Raw genomic sequence first — 16,212 nt, 5'->3', positions numbered from 1 at the left:
GAGGCGGTGCGCTATCTGCGCCGGTTTACTTGTCCTTATCGGACAGAAGCAGGCCGAGGCCAATGGCCACGAGCCAGGAATCCTTAGCCAGAACCAGGCCGTCCTGGGATGGGCGGATGCCATCATCTAAGGTGTTGCCGTCATTATTGAAGTAAAGGGTCAGCAGGCCGCTGCCGAAAGCGGTCAGGGCAGCGCCGGCCAGGCGATTAGGCACGAACGGCGCTAGCAGGGCGCCGCCGACGGCCAGTTCAGAGCCGCCGATGTACTTGGCGAACTTTTCTGAAGGAAGCTTCTTCAGCAGTGGAATGCCGGTTGCGGCGAACTGCTGCAGGCCAGCGGAGGCCTCAGCATCCATACCCAGCTTGCCAGCGCCGGAGTTGATAATAAAAGCCGCCGGAATCAGGCGGAGTGCTACGGAAGATAGCGAAGACATAACTCACAACCTTTTTGATAGTTTGGGGTTTGAACTATTTCAGCCTACCACCAGATGAAATTGCGTGCAGAAGCCGCCGGTAGACTCGGAAAACGGCAGCTAGGTGGGCGTTTGGTTTAGCGGCGGAAGGTCCGCTAAACGAAAAAGAGACTCACAATGCTGTGAGTCTCTTTCAGCTGTGGAGCATAGGAGAATCGAACTCCTGACCTTCTGCTTGCAAAGCAGATGCTCTACCAATTGAGCTAATGCCCCGTGGGTACCCAAAAGCCTAGCCCTTTAATGAGCAAAGCACAAAATCCGCGGTGCGACCGGCCGCTCCCCGGGACAGGCGGCCGGCGCGGGCGGCCCGGCCTAAACCGCGGCGGGGAGGAACCTAGCCTGCTTTATTTAGCCCTCGTAGAACGGGTAGTCCGTGTAGCCGGCGGCGCCTTCTGTGTAGAACGTATCCTGGTCCGGCTCGTTTTCCGGCAGATCCTCGCGCCAGCGGCGAACCAGATCGGGGTTGGCGATGATGGGGCGGCCAACGGAGATGGCGTCGGCTACGCCGTCTGCAACCAAGCCCATGGCCTCCTCGCGGGTGGTCTGCGTGCCGAAGCCCGAGTTGGCGATGAACGGCGCGTTGATTTCACCGCGAATGGCCTGAATCAGGTCGCTGGCGGGATCCGCATTGAGGATATCCACGTGGTGCAGCGGCAGATCGGCGATATTGCGCGCGAGGGCCAGGTAAACCTCCTTGGTAAATTCCGCATCGAGTTCTTCTGCACCCTGGATGTTGTGCTGCGGAGAGAGGCGGAAGCCGGTGCGCTCGGGGCCAATTTCGCCGGCCACGGCGCGGATGACCTCGGACAGCAGACGCGCGTGGTTGGCCGGCGTGCCGCCATAGCCGTCCGTACGCTGGTTGGACGCCGGGGACAGGAACTGATGCAACAGGTAGCCGTTAGCGCCGTGGATCTGCACCGCGTCCATCCCCGCATCCACCGCGCGGCGGGCGGCCTTGACGAATCCCTGGATAACCTCCCGGATTTCCTCCTCGGTCAGCGCGTGGGGCGCCGGCGAATCCGCCTTGCCGGTGGAAATGCGGATGGGGTTGGGCGGAGCGATGGGGCTTGCGCCCACCGTACGCCCGGTCCCCGTTAGCTCCGGGTGGGAGATGCGGCCGCCGTGCATGATCTGCATGGCGATGAGCCCTCCTTCGGCATGGACGGAGTCCGCGACTCGGGCCCACGCATCCTGCTGCTCCTGGGTCTCGATGCCCGGCTGGCCGTACCACGTGCGACCCTCAATGACCGGCCACGCGCCCTCCGTCACCACCAGGCCCGCGCTGGCCCGCTGGGTGTAATACGTGGTCAAAAGCTCGTTGGGCACGCCTTCGGTGCCCGCGCGCAGGCGCGTCAATGGCGCCATCACCACGCGGTTAGCTGCGGTAGTAGATCCCAAGCGAATCGAATCAAAGAGAGTATTAGACATGCGCACCAGAGTACATATTTCGGATCGCCGAAGGCCACCACCGGAGAAACCCAACGGTGGTGGCCTTATATTTGTTTAGCCAAGTGCGCGCCTTAGGCGCCTAGGCCTTCCGCGCGGCGCGGACGGGTTGATGGCGATGGCGCGCCAGGTCTACTTGCGAACATCGCCATCGATGTCGAACTCTTCGCGGGCAACGTCCTCAGTCACCGTCTCGGTATCGCGGACGGTTTCCTTCTTGAGCTCAACCTTTTCCACTGGAACGGTTTCCTTGGTCACGTTCACGCGCTCCTCGGAGATGGTGATGGTCTCCTCATCGTTGGCAAGCTTGCCATCGAAGTCAGCGGCCTCGGCGCCGTCGATTGGGGTGCGCTCCACGGAGACCACTTCGCGCTCAACCGGAACCTCGACGGTCTCGGTGTCATGCACAACGTACTTGCGCAGGCGGGCCTCGCCGGTCTGCACGCGCTCCTTGTCAACGTTCAGGCGCTCCTCAGAGCGGACCAGGCCGCTGTTTTCGGTGGAGTCAGCGGCGCCAGCGGTTTCAGCGGTGGCCGCTGCATCGCGGCGATCGGCGTTAGCCTCGGCGGCCACGCCCGCGCCAGCCACGCCAGCGCCAGCCACGCCCGCGCCGGTTTCCGCAGCGCCAAGGCCGGTATCGCGGCGGCCGTCAACGCCCTGGGCTGGGGCGTCAGCCTCGTAGGTCTCTACGTCCTCAACGTCCTGCAGGGAGTAGTGGGCGTAGAGCTTCTCCAGCTCGGTATCGGACAGGTGGGAGTCCTGGTTGAACTCGGGCGCGTCCTTGATGAGCTCCTTAGGGAAAGCCAGGCGGAGATCCTCGCCCTCTACGCGGTGGCCGCGCAGTGGAACAAGGGAGGAGGAAAGGCCGAACAGGCCGTGGCTTACCTCGATGAAATCGGGCTGGCCGGTGGAGTCATTGACGAATACTTCCTTGATGTCTCCCAGCTTGTCACCATTGGAGTCATAAGCGGTTGCATTGAAAAGGTCGCGGATCTGACGATTGTTAGCCATTGTTCTAACTTCTCCTTATCCATTCCCCTTCACCGAGCCGGTTTCACTAGTGCCGCTCGAGCGCTGCAGTGGTTGTGTTAGGCAAGCAGCCGGCGGGTGCTGAAGGAATGCTTGTTTGCTCGTTGCGGCGTGACCCCCACGGTATGGGCTTGTCCACACCGCCGCATTCCGCATCCGAGCTCTCCCTGGCAATTTCCTTATACCTATAGCCCTATAGACAAAGCATGGGGTAGCGCGAGCATTGTGGCACCGGCAGGGTCCGTCAACTCCCCATGATTCCGCCGTTCGCGGTGGTGATGAAAATAATTACCAGTTGCAAAACGGCCCCCTACCCCGCCGGCGCAGAGCCGGATTCGGTGGAAAACCAACACCACGGCACGCTAAAGCGTGAATATTAATGGCCCGATCTGCCCTCTGTGATACATCTCACATAAGCCATTTTCGTTCGATGATCGAGCCGCGAACGTCGCCGTAGCGTGATCCGCGCTACACCGCGGAACGATGACCCCAGGGGCTCAGGCCCCCGGCCGGCCGTCCATGGCGGGGCCGCAACCAAGACCCCCTGATTCAAGGAGGGTTTCGAAAAAGAAAAGAGGCTCGCATTCCTGCGAGCCCCTGGGCTGTGGAGCATAGGAGAATCGAACTCCTGACCTTCTGCTTGCAAAGCAGATGCTCTACCAATTGAGCTAATGCCCCTTTGTTCCAATGGTGGGCCTAGCAAGAATCGAACTTGCGACCTCATCGTTATCAGCGATGCGCTCTAACCGACTGAGCTATAGGCCCTTGCTTGGAACGAGACATAACTTTACATAGCACTTTTAAATTTAACAAATCGCCAGTACATCGCCGGTTTTCGCGGGTTTACACGGACAGAAAAACCTCCCCTCAAACAAGCCCCAAAACGCCACGGATTCCCCTCCACCCGACGCGTTGAAAGCAGCCCGGTGACGCAGGGAAACCTGAAAACCCCGGGCCGGCAGAGCCCCCAGTCATGCTGAGAGCTTCCGGCCCGGGGTTTCATCCGGGCTTGCGGCGGCGGTTACTTGCCGCGGTCTGAAAGCCGCAACGTGATACCGCCAAAGAGATCCACGATGGCGTTGTAAATGACCGCCATGAGCGGGGACAGGATGGTGCACAGGACAGCCATAATCGCGCCTACCAGCGCGGAAACGGACAGGACCATGCCGAAGCTAACCACCTGCGTGCCGCCCACATCACCAATCAAGGTGTTGAGCTGGTCCCAGATGCCCACCTGGTCAGCGCCGAAGTAAAGGAGGCACACCGCCAGCAACCAGGCCACTAGGCCCACCAGCGACATTGCCAGGCCGACGCGGAAAGCCGAGACCGGCTCGATGCGCGCTAGCGTGACGTCTCGTCGTGCCATGGATTACTCCTTGTCCTCGGCATCAGGTTCCCCGGCGGCAGGGTCGGCGGCACCATCGGCCTCAGTCTTTACCGCCAGCTGTTCTTGCTGGACGTCCTCGACGGTCTTTTCGCCCTTGGCCACCGCCTGAGCGTCTTCCTCACCATCATCTTCCACATTGCGGTCGATGGCAAGAAGCTCCACGTTATCGGCGAGGTTGACCAGGCGCACGCCCATGGTGGCGCGGGAGGACGGGCGGATTTGGTCCACCTCGGTGCGGATGACTCCGCCGGCGGAGGTGATGGCGAAGATCTCATCGCCCTCCTCAACCGCGATGGCGCCAATGAGCTTGCCGCGCTTCGGGGTGTACTTGAACGTCATCACGCCCAAGCCGCCGCGGCCCTGCGTGGTGTATTCCTCAATGGCGGTGCGCTTGCCGTAGCCGCCGGAGGTGGCCACCAGCAGGTACTGGCCGTCGGAGACCACGGACATGGACAGCAGCTGGTCGTCGCCGCGGAAGCGCATGCCCTTCACGCCGGCGGTGGCGCGGCCCATCGGGCGGAGCTGGTCATCGTCGGCGGTAAAGCGGATGGCCTGGCCCTGCTCGGAGGTCAACAGGATGTCATCACCCTCACCCACCAGCTGGGCGCCGATCAGAGCGTCGCCCTCGTTGAGGTTGATGGCGATAAGCCCGGCGGAGCGTGCGGACTCGTAATCGGTCAGGCGAGACTTCTTCACGCGGCCCTGCTGGGTGGCCAGGACCAGGTAAGGGGCATCCTCGTAGCTTTGGATCTGGATGACCTGGGCAATCTTCTCCTCGGGCTGGAACTCCAGCAGGTTGGCTACGTGCTGGCCGCGAGCGGCGCGTCCCGCCTCGGGCAGCTCGTACGCCTTGAGGCGGTAAACGCGGCCAAAGTTGGTGAAGAACAAGATCCAGTCGTGCGTGGAGCAGACAAAGAAGTTCTTAACAATGTCATCCTGCTTAAGCTCGGCGCCGCGCACGCCCTTGCCGCCGCGCTTCTGCGCCTTGTAGGCATCGACCTTGGTGCGTTTCGCATACCCGGTGGCGGTGATGGTAATGACCACGTTTTCGCGGACGATGAGGTCCTCGTCGGTCACGTCGCCGTCGGCGGCAACGATGCGCGTGCGGCGCTCATCGCCATACTTCTCGACGATCTCAGACAGCTCATCCTTCACAATCTGACGCTGGCGCGCCTCATTGGCCAGGATGTCCTTCAAATCCGCAATCTCACGCTCGATCTCGGCCAGATCATCGATGATCTTCTGGCGCTCCAGGGCGGCCAGGCGGCGCAGCTGCATCGCCAAGATGGCGTCAGCTTGAACGTCATCCACACCCAGCAGGGACTTCAGGCCCTCACGCGCCTCATCCACGGTTGGGGAACGGCGGATCAACGCGATGACCTCATCGAGCATGTCCAGGGCCTTGACCAAACCGCGCAGGATGTGGGCGCGCTTCTCGGCCTCATCCAGCAGGTACTGGGTGCGGCGGATAATGACCTCAATCTGGTGCGCCACGTAGTAACGCAACATCTGATCCAGGCGCAGGGTGCGCGGCACGCCATCCACGATGGAGAGCATGTTGGCGCCGAAGGACGTCTGGAGCTGGGAGTGCTTGTACAGGTTGTTGAGCACCACGCGCGCCACGGCGTCACGCTTTAGGGTGACAACGATGCGCATGCCCACGCGGTCAGAGGACTCATCCTCGATCTTGGAGATGCCGGCAATCTTGCCGTTGGCCACCGACTCGGCGATATTAGCCACCAGGTTATCCGGATTGACCTGGTAAGGCAGCTCGGTAATCACGATGGTCTGGCGGTTGCCCTGCTCCTCGATGGAGGTCACGCCGCGCATGCGGATGGAGCCGCGGCCCGTGGTGTAGGCGTCCTTGATGCCGGAATCGCCAACAATCTGGCCGGCGGTTGGGAAGTCAGGGCCCTTCACGTAACCCATAACCGCCTCGAGGGCGGTCTCTTCATCGGCCTCGGGGTTATCCAGCATCCAGTAGATGGCATCCGCCAACTCATTCAGGTTGTGCGGCGGGATGTTGGTGGCCATGCCCACCGCGATGCCGCCGGAACCGTTCATCAGCAGGTTAGGGACGCGGGATGGCAGCACGTCCGGCTCCTGGGTCTTGCCGTCATAGTTCGGGGAGAAATTAACGGTGTTGGAACGGATGTCACGGACCATTTCCATGGCCAGCGGGGTCATGCGGCACTCCGTGTAACGCATAGCCGCGGGGCCGTCATTGCCCGGGGAACCAAAGTTGCCCTGGCCGTCTACCAGCGGGTACCGCATGGACCATGGCTGCGCCATGCGCACCAGGGTGTCATAGATGGCGGAATCACCGTGCGGGTGGAACTGACCCATGGTGTCAGAAACCGGGCGGGCGGACTTTACGTAGCCGCGCTCTGGGCGGTAGCCGGAGTCATACATCGCGTAGAGGATGCGGCGGTGAACCGGCTTAAGGCCGTCACGCACGTCCGGCAGGGCACGGCCAACAATGACGGACATGGCGTAATCGATGTAGCTCGATTCCATCTCCTCATTGATGTCAATAGGCTGAATCTGGTCGAAAAGACCGTCTGTTGGGTCACTCATAACCGCTCATTCTACCTTTTACGGGCCTAAAAAGCGTTGTTTGGCGCCGCGGTGGTATCATCTTGATACCATGGCCATGACGTTGAGACTCACCCCGGAACAGGATCACGCCCTCACCCTGCTGGCGGCGGCCCAGGGCACATCGAAGCAGGAGGCCGTCATCCGGGCGGTGGTTCAGGCCGCAGCGCGCACTCTGTCCGACGCCGCCATCCACGACCTCGCCCGCCACACCATCCCCGGCCGCGCGGCACTCGAGGCCGAGATCCGCAGGTCACGCGGCTAAAGCCATGACCCCCGAACAGCTTCTCATCATCGCGCGGGAATTCTGCAAGCATCACCGGGTACGGATCGTGCGGTTTGATGCCCTAGTCGCCGGCGCCGCGGCGGCCGGCGCCAAGATCGATGGCATCCCGGTCCACGCGGGCCCCAGTGCCGCCGCCCGCGCGCTAGCGCGCACGCTGGAAGTGCTGGAGCCCCTCAGTGGCAGGAATAAGGAATTCGCCAAAGTATGCGCCGAAATCTATCTTTCCGTAACGGATGGTGTGTAGGTTGATTGTGAGAGAAATGTGAAAGGATTTGTGCCATGAAGCTCAAGAAGCTCGCCGCCGCGTCTGTTGCCACGTTGACCCTGGCCGCAGCCGGCCTGGGAGCACCCGCGGCCACCGCCCAGTCCAGCGGCGCTCAAGACCTCATCTCCACCGGGTCCTCGGGCTCCTCCGCCGGCTCCTCCGAGGTCAACGCCAACACCTTCCCGGAGGGTTTTAACCCCAACCCCGACTTCCAGCAGGGCGAGCCCGGCAAGACGTCTTCCGGCTCCTCCCCCATTGACGCATTCCTCTTCTTTGGCGGCATCGCCGTGGGCACCGCCGCGCTGGCGAAACTGATCACGGATAACAACCCGGTCCTTCGCGCCCAGGTTGACCAATTGGCGCAGCAGATCGGCATGCAGGGCTCTTCCGGTTCCTCCGAGGCCGGGCGCCTAAACGGCGGCCTGGACTTTGATCTGGAGCGCTTGGCCCGCACCAACGGCTTGACCGAACTGGCCGACCAGTTAAAGCAGCTGCAGCTGGGATCTTCCCAGGCCACCGCCGGCCTCTTCCCGCCCGCTGCGCCGGTAGGGTAGGCACGCATGTCAAGCCTTTCCCATCTCCTGGAACCATCGACGCGCCCCTCCGTCGTCGCCGATCTGGCACGATTCGTGGGTAACACCGTGGCGGCCCAATCCGGCCTCACCGGAATCGCGCTTAAGGGCGCCGTGGCCGCCGCCAAGCAGATCGATTCAAACATCGTTGAAAAGGGAATCTCCCGCCTGCTGCCAGACATACTTGGGGAAATTGAGCACCTGTGGCAGGAATTTGAGGCCTCACCTTCCTCCGATTTCGGCGCCTACGTAGAACCCCGCTCCACCGAGGTCACCGATGCCGTCATGAACGTCGCCGACAAGCACGCCCAGTCCATTGACGTCGCGGCGCTGGCGAAGGCGTATGACTCGCTGCGCGGCAGGGCCTCCAAGATAATTGGGCCAAACGTCCCGGAGCTGGCCCGCATCCTGCAGCGCCACATGTAGGCCCGCGGCCTTGGGGACAAGCTTGGCCCCAAAATGCAACAATCCCGTTCGATCTTGGTCATTTTCACCCAGTTACACCGCGGATCGAACGGGATTGTTGCGTTAGTTGACGCGGGAAAATATCCCCAACGCCAAAGGCGCCCTCCCCTAAAGCGGGAAGAGCGCCCTACGGCTCGAATAATTATGGCGTCCGTTCCTTAAACGTCCAAGAAGCGAACATCCTTCGCGCGGCGGGTGATGAAGGAACGGCGGGCCGCTACGTCATCACCCATGAGGATGGAAAACAGCTCATCGGCGCGCTGCGCGTCCTCTAGGTCCACGCGGCGCAGGATGCGAGTGGTTGGATCAAGCGTGGTCTCCCACAGCTCGTTGGGGTTCATCTCGCCCAGACCCTTGTAACGCTGAATACCGTCATCCTTGTTAATCTTGCGGCCGGCGTTAAGGCCCTCTTCGAGCTGCTTGTCACGCTGAGCATCGGAGAAAGCGTAGCCCGGCTCTCCCTTTGCCCACTTCAGCTTGTACAGAGGTGGATTGGCCAGGTAGACGTGGCCCTGCTCAACCAACTCCGGCATGAAACGGAAGAGAAGGGTGAGCAACAGGGTCGCGATGTGCTGGCCGTCCACGTCGGCATCCGCCATAAGCACAATCTTGTGGTAGCGCAGCTTGGAGATATCAAACTCCTCGTGGATGCCAGTACCCAGAGCGGTGATGATGGCCTGGACCTCAGCGTTCTTCAGGACCTTGTCCATGCGGGCCTTCTCCACGTTCAGGATCTTTCCGCGCAACGGCAGAATCGCCTGGTACATGGAGTCGCGGCCCTGCTTCGCGGAACCGCCCGCGGAGTCACCCTCCACGATGAAGATTTCAGACTTGATTGGATCCTTGGAACGGCAATCAGCCAGCTTGCCCGGCAGGCCGCCCAGATCGGTGGCGGACTTGCGGCGGACCAGCTCACGAGCCTTGCGCGCGGCCACGCGGGCGTGTGCGGAGGACACCGCCTTTTGAACAATGACCTTTGCTTCGGCGGGGTTCGCATCAAACCAGTCGGTGACATGCTCGTTGACCGCGCGCTGGACAAAGCCCTTGATTTCGGAGTTGCCCAGCTTGGTCTTGGTCTGGCCCTCAAACTGCGGATCGGAGACCTTGACGGAAATGACGGCGGCAATGCCCTCACGGCAGTCATCACCGGAGAGGTTGCCGTCCTTTTCCTTAATGAGCTTATGCTCCTTGGCATAACGGTTCATCAAGGTGGTCAAGGCCGCGCGGAAGCCCTCTTCGTGGGTGCCACCCTCATGGGTATTGATGGTGTTCGCGAAGGTGTGGGTGGACTCTTTGTAACCGGAGTTCCACTGCAGCGCAATTTCAACCTCGTGATCTTCGGCTTTGGCCTCAAAGGAAACGATGGTTGGGTGGATGGCCGTCTTAGAGGAGTTGATGTGCTTGACGTAATCCACCAGGCCGTCCGGGTAGTGGAAAATCTGCTCCTTCTTGGCGTCCTTGTCATTGAGGTTCTCGACCTCGGAATCGTCGAAGGAATCGGCGTTGTCACCGGCGTCGGCGATCTGCTCAAGCTTGACCTGCTCCGCGGTCACGCGCTCATCGATCAGGTGGATGGTCAAGCCCTTGTTGAGGAAGGCCATCTCCTGGAGGCGGCGGGCGATGGTGTCATAGTTAAACTCCACCGTCTCAAAGATTTCCGCGTCCGGCCAAAAGCGGATAGTGGTACCGGTACCGCGTGCGTTACCGCCCTCTATCAGCTCATCCGGGATAGCGCGCTCGAAGTTTTGCACCCAGTGCTTGCCGTCACGCTTAATGTCCGCCTCTACGCGGGTAGACAGAGCGTTCACAACGGAGATACCCACGCCGTGGAGACCGCCGGATACGGCGTAGGACTCGGAGTCAAACTTGCCGCCGGCGTGCAGCTGGGTCATAACTACCTGCACGGTTGGGGCGCCGGATGGGTGCATCTCAACCGGGATGCCGCGGCCGTCATCGATTACCTCTACTCCGCCGTCAGCGAGGAGTTTGACGGTCACCTTGGTGGCATAACCAGCCATGGCCTCATCGACGGAGTTGTCTACGACCTCCCAGATCAGGTGGTGCAGGCCGCGTACGCCGGTGGAACCGATGTACATACCCGGGCGCTTACGAACTGCTTCGAGGCCCTCGAGGATGGTAATTGAATCGGCGTTATATTCATGTTGGGTAGCCACGGAGATGTCTACTCCCTTGTATCGCTCTAGTTAATTTTAAGACTCCAGCTATTCTACACTGTGTCCCCCTACTAGACCGCACCGCACACTGCGCTTATGCCCCAAATTCCGGCGATTTAGCCGTTTAGCCATAAGTGTCTTGTGAGCCCTGCGGTTTGACCCACTGGCGCCCCTCATAGTTTTTACGTTGCTTCGGGCGGTTGAAGACTATCTTGGTGACCACGCCTTGGCCCACCTTATCCTCTATTTTTGCAACGAATTCCCGCTCCGCATACAGAAGGTTGGAAGCCACGGCGGAGCTAGCGCAGTCCACGTACAGCACCGATTTACGCAGGGAGACCGGCTTGGTCAACTGCGCGTTGTACTCGCCCGCGATGTCCGGCCAGTGGCCGAAGATCCAGCCGTCCGCCAGGTTTCCTTCCCACCCGCGTTCGCGAATCTCGCGGCCGAGGGCAGCCCCCAGGCTCGGAACCCCCAAAGGCCTGCGCGGACGCCGCCCATCCAACCCGGAAGGACGCCTATTCGCCGCTTGGTTTTCCCTAAGCCGCTTCATCAAAATGGCAAGCTCGCGGATCTCGGGATTCTCGATGTCATCAGGATTAGTCCCCGTAGAGGGCTCCCGGGCGGCTGCCTCAGCTGGCGCCGCTAGCTTCTCCAATCCCGGAACGGAGGCATCGGGGGTGTCATTGCGCTCGTAGCGCTTTACGCGCCTGCGCATGGGCAATTTTGGTGGATTGGGCACGCGGGAGCGCACGGCGGCAAACGCCCATTCCACTACGTCGTGTTCCTCCCCGGAGAAATCCACCTGCTTACTCATCCGAATCGCCACCGTGGCTACCGTCTCCATCCAGGCGCGCGATCTCAGAGATCCTGCCGCCCTCAACGTCGCGGACGGTGACGTTAAAACGGGTCACCGGAACCAGGTTGCCGGGCAGGTCCTCATCCACCGCAGCGGTGATGAGGACTTGTTCCGCCTGGGCCGCAAGCGCCACTAGCTTTTCGCGGCGCTGGGCGTCGAGCTCGGCGAACACGTCATCGAGGATCAGCACGGGGTCCGTGCCGTCCGAGGCCAGCAGGTTGAACTCCGCCAAGCGCAAAGAAATGGCGTATGACCAGGTTTCGCCATGGGACGCAAAGCCCTTGGCCGGTTGCGTGCCGAGGTTGAGCAACAGGTCATCGCGGTGCGGGCCCACCAAGGTCATCCCTCGTTCGATTTCCCGCTGGCGCTTGGCCGCAAGCTCGGTCAGCAGCATGGTTTCCAGCAGGCTGCGATCAGAAAAATCGATGGAGGAACTGTATTCGATGTGCGCAGGGCGGGACTCCGGGGCCAGCCCCTCGTACGCGGCCGGGATGAGGGTGGAAAGCTCGTCCAACAGGTTGAGCCGGGCCTTCATCACCTGCGCGCCGAAATGGGCCAGCTGGTTGTCCCATACGTCGAGCGTGGCCAGGGCGCTAGCCCCATCCTCATCGCCGTATCCGCGGCGAAGGGACTGGTTCGCGGACTTTAATAAAGCGTTGCGCTGGCGCAATACCTTGTCATAGTCCGCCTTCACTCCGGCCAGTCGCGGGGTGCGTGAGGCGATTATGTCATCTAAGTACTTGCGCCGCTCCGCCGGCTCGCCCCGGACTAATGCCAGATCCTCCGGTGAAAACAGCACCGTCTTTACCACGCCCAGGAGCTCCCGAGGGGTCTTGAGCCTGGTGCGGTTAATCTGTCCCTGATTGGCGCCTTTGGCCTTGATCAACAGGTGTGCGGTGAGCTCGCGGCCGTCGTTGACGGCGGTGACGGACACCCTAGCGGACTCGGCGCCCTGGCGCACCAGCGGCGCGTCTTGGCTTACCCGGTGGGATGCCAGGTGCGCGGTGTATCCAATAGCCTCAACGATATTCGTTTTGCCAAAGCCGTTGCGGCCTACGAATAGGGTAACTCCCGGCTCCAGCCCGATGGACAGGCTGGGCCACGATCGAAAGTCCCTGACGTCAAGCTCGCGTACGTACATGCAGCACTATTGGCTAAATCGCGCCGGTTCTAACCAGCCAGACGCACCGGCATGAGCAGGTACGTGAAGTTGGTATCTGGGGTTGGGAAGGTACCGTCCTCATTCGCCTCCGGCAGTTCTTCCGGCTCCGGGATGAGGATGGCGGGGCGGGATGGTTCGGTGAAACCAAAGACCACGCGGTCAGTATGGACAACGCCCAGGCCGTCCTTCAGGTAGCTCGGGTTAAACGCGATGATGAGCTCATCGCGGCCGGTAAACGCGCATGGCAGCGTCTCTTCCGCGGAGCCGGAATCCGATCCGCCGGCCGAGAGGATCACCTGCCCCTCCGAGAATTCCATGCGGATCTGCGCGTTGCGGTCCGTGAGCAGGGACACGCGGCGGATTGCCTCGAGGAGCGGGGAAATTTCAATCGACGCCATGGCCGTGTGCGTCTTAGGCAGCAGCGGCTGAACGTTCGGGAAATCCGCGTCCAGCATGCGGGTGGTGGTTTCGCGGTTATCCGCGTGCAGGCCAAACAGCCCGTCTGCGCCGATGTTCTCACCCGTGCCCACGGCAATCTCGATAGGGGTGTTCAGGTGAGGATCTACCGAGCGGGCGTTATCCATCAGGGTCTTGGCTGGGACCAGCAATTTTGCCTCGACGTCTTCCGCGTTCGGCTCCCATTCCAGGGTGCGCATCGCCAGGCGGAAACGGTCAGTTGCGGTGAGCTCCACATGGGACCCCTCAATGGACATGTGCACGCCGGTGAGCATCGGAAGCGTGTCATCCTTGCCGGCCGCCGCGGCAACCTGGCTTACTGCCTCGGTAAACAGCTGCGGGTTAATGGTGCCGGTGACCTCCGGCAGCGTTGGCAACTGTGGGTAATCATCAAGAGGAATCAACGGCAGTTCAAAGCGGGAGGAACCACAGGTCAGCAAAACCTTGCTGCCCTGTAATTCGAGTTCGACAGGCTTGTTGGGCAGCGTGGAGACAATGTCAGCGATGAGCTTGCCGGCTACAGCGATGCGGCCTGGCTCGCCGATCTCTGCGGGGATACGCACGCGCGTAGAAACCTCATAGTCGAAACCCGTGAGCTCCAAACCTGTGTCATCTGCAGTAATGAGCATCGCGCGGAGGACTGGCTGCGTCACCTTTGATGGCAGGCTGCGGGCAACCCACGAAACGGCATCAGAAAAATCGTCCTTGGCCACGCGGAATGACACAGCTTGTGGTTCCATCTTGGGCTTACTCCTCGCACTAAGAATTCGTAATTACAGAATGTTTTCGTTTCTAACGCTTCCAACTTACCGGCCAACGCCCGCAAGGGCTATTTTTCGAACCCACCTTGTGGATTGTTGTGATTTAGCCCAGTCTTACAAATTCTTCCCCGCGGTTGCGGCCTAGCGGGCGGGCGGAAGAGGCCGGGCGCGCGAGTTTCCACACACCCTAAGACTTCTAGGAAGAACAAATTATTTAACTAGTAGTAGTAATAGGTGCTGTGCGATCTGTGGGATTCGGGGTAAATGACAAGATAGCGCCGGATTTTCCGGGTGTGCGTTTTCTTGTGATTTGAATGTGCATAACGGCGGCCAAATGTGGATAAGTGGCGGCGTGCCGGTTTTGATCACAGGTTTTATGTAGTTCTCCACCGTTTTAACACAGCGATACTCACAAGAATCTTGTCATTCCTGTAGGCGGCGCGGGCGCAGCTGCGTCGGCGGCGTTGTGATCAAAACCATTAAATTACAAGATTGAAATTACACAGCTGTGGATAAGGGCTGTGGATAACTTCTTTCTCGGGGTTGTAAACAGCTAAAACCGCAGTAGACGGCCTCTAAAAGCACAAAAATCGCTAAAACGGGAAGACCCGCCCGGGGAAAATCCCCGGGCGGGTCAGTCGTGTTATTTAGAGAAATCCGGCGCCTGGCTACCGCTTACAAGCCACGGTCTTAACACCACTAGCGGTTGTGGGTCTTGATCCTTTGGGTCAGGGCCTGGATTTCATCGTAAGTACCGCGTTTTTCCGTCATTTCCTTGCGAATCTTGCGATCCGCGTAGATGACGGTGGTGTGGTCCTTGCCGCCGAAGTGGGCGCCAATCTTTGGCAGGGATAGTTCGGTGAGCTCACGGCATAGGTACATGGCCAGCTGGCGGGCGTGCGCCACGTTGCGCTTCTTGATGGCGCCGGTAAGCATCTCCGGATCAATATCGAAGTAGGCCGCGGTGACCTCGATGATGGTCGTCGGCGTGATCTGCGCGTGTCCGCCTTCCGGCGCTAGGTCGTGAAGCGCCTCGCGCGCCATGTCCACGGTGATCGGGGCATGGTTGAGGGAGGCGTAGGCAGAGACGCGAATGAGCGCGCCTTCGAGCTCGCGGATCGAGGATTCGAAGCGCGACGCGATGAGTTCCAGCACGTCCCGGTGAATGACGGTGCCGTCCGCCTGGGCCTTCTTCATCAAGATGGCGATGCGGGTTTCCAAGTCCGGTGGTTGCACGTCCGTGATGAGCCCGCCCTCGAAACGGGTGCGCAGGCGGTCTTCCAGCGTGGTGAGCTGGCGCGGCGGGCGATCAGAGGACAGGATGATTTGCTTGTTGGCCTGGTGCAGCGCGTTGAAGGTGTGGAAGAACTCCTCCTGGGTGGACTCCTTACCCTCTAGGAACTGGATGTCATCCACCATGAGGATGTCTAGGTTGCGGTAGCGGCGCTTGAAGGATTCCTGCCGGTCGTCACGCAATGAATTGATGTAATCATTGGTGAATTCCTCGGAGGAGACGTATTTAACCCGCAGGCCTGGGTGCAGCAGCTGCGCGTAGTTGCCCGCGGCGTGGAGCAGGTGGGTCTTGCCCAGGCCGGATCCGCCCCAAATAAATAGGGGGTTGTACGCCTTGGCGGGGTTTTCCGCCACGGCCACGGCGGCGCCGTTGGCGAAGCGGTTGGATGAGCCGATGACGAAGGAATCGAACGTGTGCTTCGGGTTCAGCGACTGATCGCGGTTGGGGTCATGCGCCGGGGTCTCGCGTGGCAAGCGGGAGCCTTGGGAATAATCCTGCGGCGCCTCAGCCTCGGCCTGCTGCCGGTTGAACTGCTCGGCCAGCTCGTCCAGGCTGGCCGGCGCGTGGGTGGAATCCCAATTATCTTCGGTCCTGGCCACCGGGCTGGTCCCCGGGCTCGGCGCAGGCCGTGGCGCGGGTGCGGGGCTTGGCTCCGGCGCGGGCGCTGCTTCCACCGACGGCTCCGGGGCGGGTTCCGGCGCCGGGGTGTCAAGAATGATGGCTACGCGCACATCATGGCCTAAGTGCGTGGATAGAACTGGGCCGATGTGGCCTATTAGCTCGGATTCGACGATGTGCTTGGCATGGTCGTCGGGAGCGGAAAGCAATGCCCAGCCATCTGCTTCCATGACCGGATTGAGGAGCTGAAGGTACAGGCGTGCCGGGGCTGACAAAGCTGGAATGCCGGACTGCGGCTTGCCGGCTCGTCCCAGCAGATCGCTCACGGCGGCACGCCATTGCGTGGCTAGTGATCCTGGAGTCTCTGTCAC

14 protein-coding genes and 3 tRNA genes are annotated in these 16,212 nt (G+C 61.0%); 4 read left to right on the top strand and 13 right to left on the bottom strand.

Translation table 11 applies throughout. The annotated features are described in order from the left end of the window. Positions 1 to 25: 25 nt before the first annotated feature. The 8 genes from CENDO_RS00085 to gyrA all read right to left on the bottom strand — a co-directional run bounded on the left by CENDO_RS00085 (position 26) and on the right by gyrA (position 6,911). On the bottom strand, positions 26 to 433 hold the full coding sequence (locus tag CENDO_RS00085; protein WP_136140223.1) for a hypothetical protein: 408 nt from the start codon (positions 431 to 433) through the stop codon (positions 26 to 28). Between the two features lie 179 nt (positions 434 to 612). Beyond that, positions 613 to 685: transfer RNA gene (locus CENDO_RS00080), tRNA-Ala, on the bottom strand. 135 nt (positions 686 to 820) lie between these two features. Further along, entirely contained in the window at positions 821 to 1,900 is a 1,080-nt protein-coding gene (locus tag CENDO_RS00075) for an alkene reductase (RefSeq protein ID WP_136140222.1), read from the bottom strand. Positions 1,901 to 2,050: 150 nt separating this feature from the next. Then, a complete protein-coding gene (locus tag CENDO_RS00070) occupies positions 2,051 to 2,929 on the bottom strand; it encodes a PRC and DUF2382 domain-containing protein (RefSeq protein WP_136140221.1) in 879 nt (292 codons plus the stop codon). Between the two features lie 623 nt (positions 2,930 to 3,552). Next, positions 3,553 to 3,625 (bottom strand) — tRNA-Ala (locus CENDO_RS00065). Between the two features lie 10 nt (positions 3,626 to 3,635). Next, a tRNA-Ile gene (locus CENDO_RS00060) sits at positions 3,636 to 3,712 on the bottom strand. Positions 3,713 to 3,968: 256 nt separating this feature from the next. After that, positions 3,969 to 4,313: a DUF3566 domain-containing protein gene (locus tag CENDO_RS00055; protein ID WP_136140220.1), complete on the bottom strand. Its 345-nt coding sequence runs from the start codon at positions 4,311 to 4,313 to the stop codon at positions 3,969 to 3,971. 3 nt (positions 4,314 to 4,316) lie between these two features. After that, a complete protein-coding gene (gene gyrA / locus CENDO_RS00050; protein ID WP_136140219.1) occupies positions 4,317 to 6,911 on the bottom strand; it encodes a DNA gyrase subunit A in 2,595 nt (864 codons plus the stop codon). 70 nt (positions 6,912 to 6,981) lie between these two features. Between gyrA and CENDO_RS00045 the strand changes: the two genes are divergently transcribed. Genes CENDO_RS00045 through CENDO_RS00030 form a run of 4 tightly spaced genes read left to right on the top strand, consistent with a single transcriptional unit; the run spans position 6,982 to position 8,478 of the window. Further along, on the top strand, positions 6,982 to 7,194 hold the full coding sequence (locus CENDO_RS00045) for a CopG family transcriptional regulator (RefSeq protein ID WP_136140218.1): 213 nt from the start codon (positions 6,982 to 6,984) through the stop codon (positions 7,192 to 7,194). A gap of 4 nt (positions 7,195 to 7,198) precedes the next feature. Next, entirely contained in the window at positions 7,199 to 7,459 is a 261-nt protein-coding gene (locus CENDO_RS00040; RefSeq protein ID WP_136140217.1) for a cell filamentation protein Fic, read from the top strand. Positions 7,460 to 7,494: 35 nt separating this feature from the next. Continuing rightward, positions 7,495 to 8,034, top strand: a complete 540-nt coding sequence (locus CENDO_RS00035; protein ID WP_246014304.1) for a hypothetical protein — start codon at positions 7,495 to 7,497, stop codon at positions 8,032 to 8,034. 6 nt (positions 8,035 to 8,040) lie between these two features. Continuing rightward, on the top strand, positions 8,041 to 8,478 hold the full coding sequence (locus tag CENDO_RS00030; RefSeq protein ID WP_136140215.1) for a DUF6918 family protein: 438 nt from the start codon (positions 8,041 to 8,043) through the stop codon (positions 8,476 to 8,478). A 197-nt stretch (positions 8,479 to 8,675) separates the two neighbouring features. On the opposite strand, the gene gyrB is transcribed toward CENDO_RS00030, so the two are convergent. From gyrB to dnaA, 5 genes are all read right to left on the bottom strand, one after another. Then, a complete protein-coding gene (gene gyrB, locus CENDO_RS00025) occupies positions 8,676 to 10,691 on the bottom strand; it encodes a DNA topoisomerase (ATP-hydrolyzing) subunit B (RefSeq protein WP_136140214.1) in 2,016 nt (671 codons plus the stop codon). A gap of 124 nt (positions 10,692 to 10,815) precedes the next feature. After that, the gene (locus CENDO_RS00020; RefSeq protein ID WP_168707142.1) at positions 10,816 to 11,508 is read right to left on the bottom strand and encodes a DciA family protein; all 693 of its coding nucleotides are present in this window, start codon (positions 11,506 to 11,508) and stop codon (positions 10,816 to 10,818) included. Beyond that, the gene (gene recF, locus CENDO_RS00015) at positions 11,501 to 12,691 is read right to left on the bottom strand and encodes a DNA replication/repair protein RecF (RefSeq protein WP_136140212.1); all 1,191 of its coding nucleotides are present in this window, start codon (positions 12,689 to 12,691) and stop codon (positions 11,501 to 11,503) included. The genes CENDO_RS00020 and recF overlap by 8 nt, the downstream gene beginning before the upstream one ends. A 29-nt stretch (positions 12,692 to 12,720) precedes the next feature. Further along, positions 12,721 to 13,908, bottom strand: coding sequence for a DNA polymerase III subunit beta (gene dnaN / locus CENDO_RS00010; RefSeq protein ID WP_136140211.1), 1,188 nt, complete (start codon positions 13,906 to 13,908; stop codon positions 12,721 to 12,723). A gap of 720 nt (positions 13,909 to 14,628) precedes the next feature. After that, positions 14,629 to 16,212 (bottom strand): chromosomal replication initiator protein DnaA, encoded by a 1,584-nt coding sequence (gene dnaA / locus CENDO_RS00005; protein ID WP_136140210.1) that lies wholly within the window; start codon positions 16,210 to 16,212, stop codon positions 14,629 to 14,631.

Origin of the sequence: Corynebacterium endometrii (assembly GCF_004795735.1) — a bacterium.
Lineage (GTDB): Bacteria > Actinomycetota > Actinomycetes > Mycobacteriales > Mycobacteriaceae > Corynebacterium > Corynebacterium endometrii.
Note: the sequence above shows the minus strand (reverse complement) of the source record. Positions and strands in the feature narration are given on the sequence as shown.

Coding starts and splice junctions, on each gene's coding strand:
- CENDO_RS00085 (WP_136140223.1), bottom strand. CDS start 433: ATGTCTTCGCTATCTTCCGTAGCACTCCGCCTGATTCCGGCGGCTTTT.
- CENDO_RS00075 (WP_136140222.1), bottom strand. CDS start 1,900: ATGTCTAATACTCTCTTTGATTCGATTCGCTTGGGATCTACTACCGCA.
- CENDO_RS00070 (WP_136140221.1), bottom strand. CDS start 2,929: ATGGCTAACAATCGTCAGATCCGCGACCTTTTCAATGCAACCGCTTAT.
- CENDO_RS00055 (WP_136140220.1), bottom strand. CDS start 4,313: ATGGCACGACGAGACGTCACGCTAGCGCGCATCGAGCCGGTCTCGGCT.
- gyrA (WP_136140219.1), bottom strand. CDS start 6,911: ATGAGTGACCCAACAGACGGTCTTTTCGACCAGATTCAGCCTATTGAC.
- CENDO_RS00045 (WP_136140218.1), top strand. CDS start 6,982: ATGGCCATGACGTTGAGACTCACCCCGGAACAGGATCACGCCCTCACC.
- CENDO_RS00040 (WP_136140217.1), top strand. CDS start 7,199: ATGACCCCCGAACAGCTTCTCATCATCGCGCGGGAATTCTGCAAGCAT.
- CENDO_RS00035 (WP_246014304.1), top strand. CDS start 7,495: ATGAAGCTCAAGAAGCTCGCCGCCGCGTCTGTTGCCACGTTGACCCTG.
- CENDO_RS00030 (WP_136140215.1), top strand. CDS start 8,041: ATGTCAAGCCTTTCCCATCTCCTGGAACCATCGACGCGCCCCTCCGTC.
- CENDO_RS00020 (WP_168707142.1), bottom strand. CDS start 11,508: ATGAGTAAGCAGGTGGATTTCTCCGGGGAGGAACACGACGTAGTGGAA.
- recF (WP_136140212.1), bottom strand. CDS start 12,691: ATGTACGTACGCGAGCTTGACGTCAGGGACTTTCGATCGTGGCCCAGC.
- dnaN (WP_136140211.1), bottom strand. CDS start 13,908: ATGGAACCACAAGCTGTGTCATTCCGCGTGGCCAAGGACGATTTTTCT.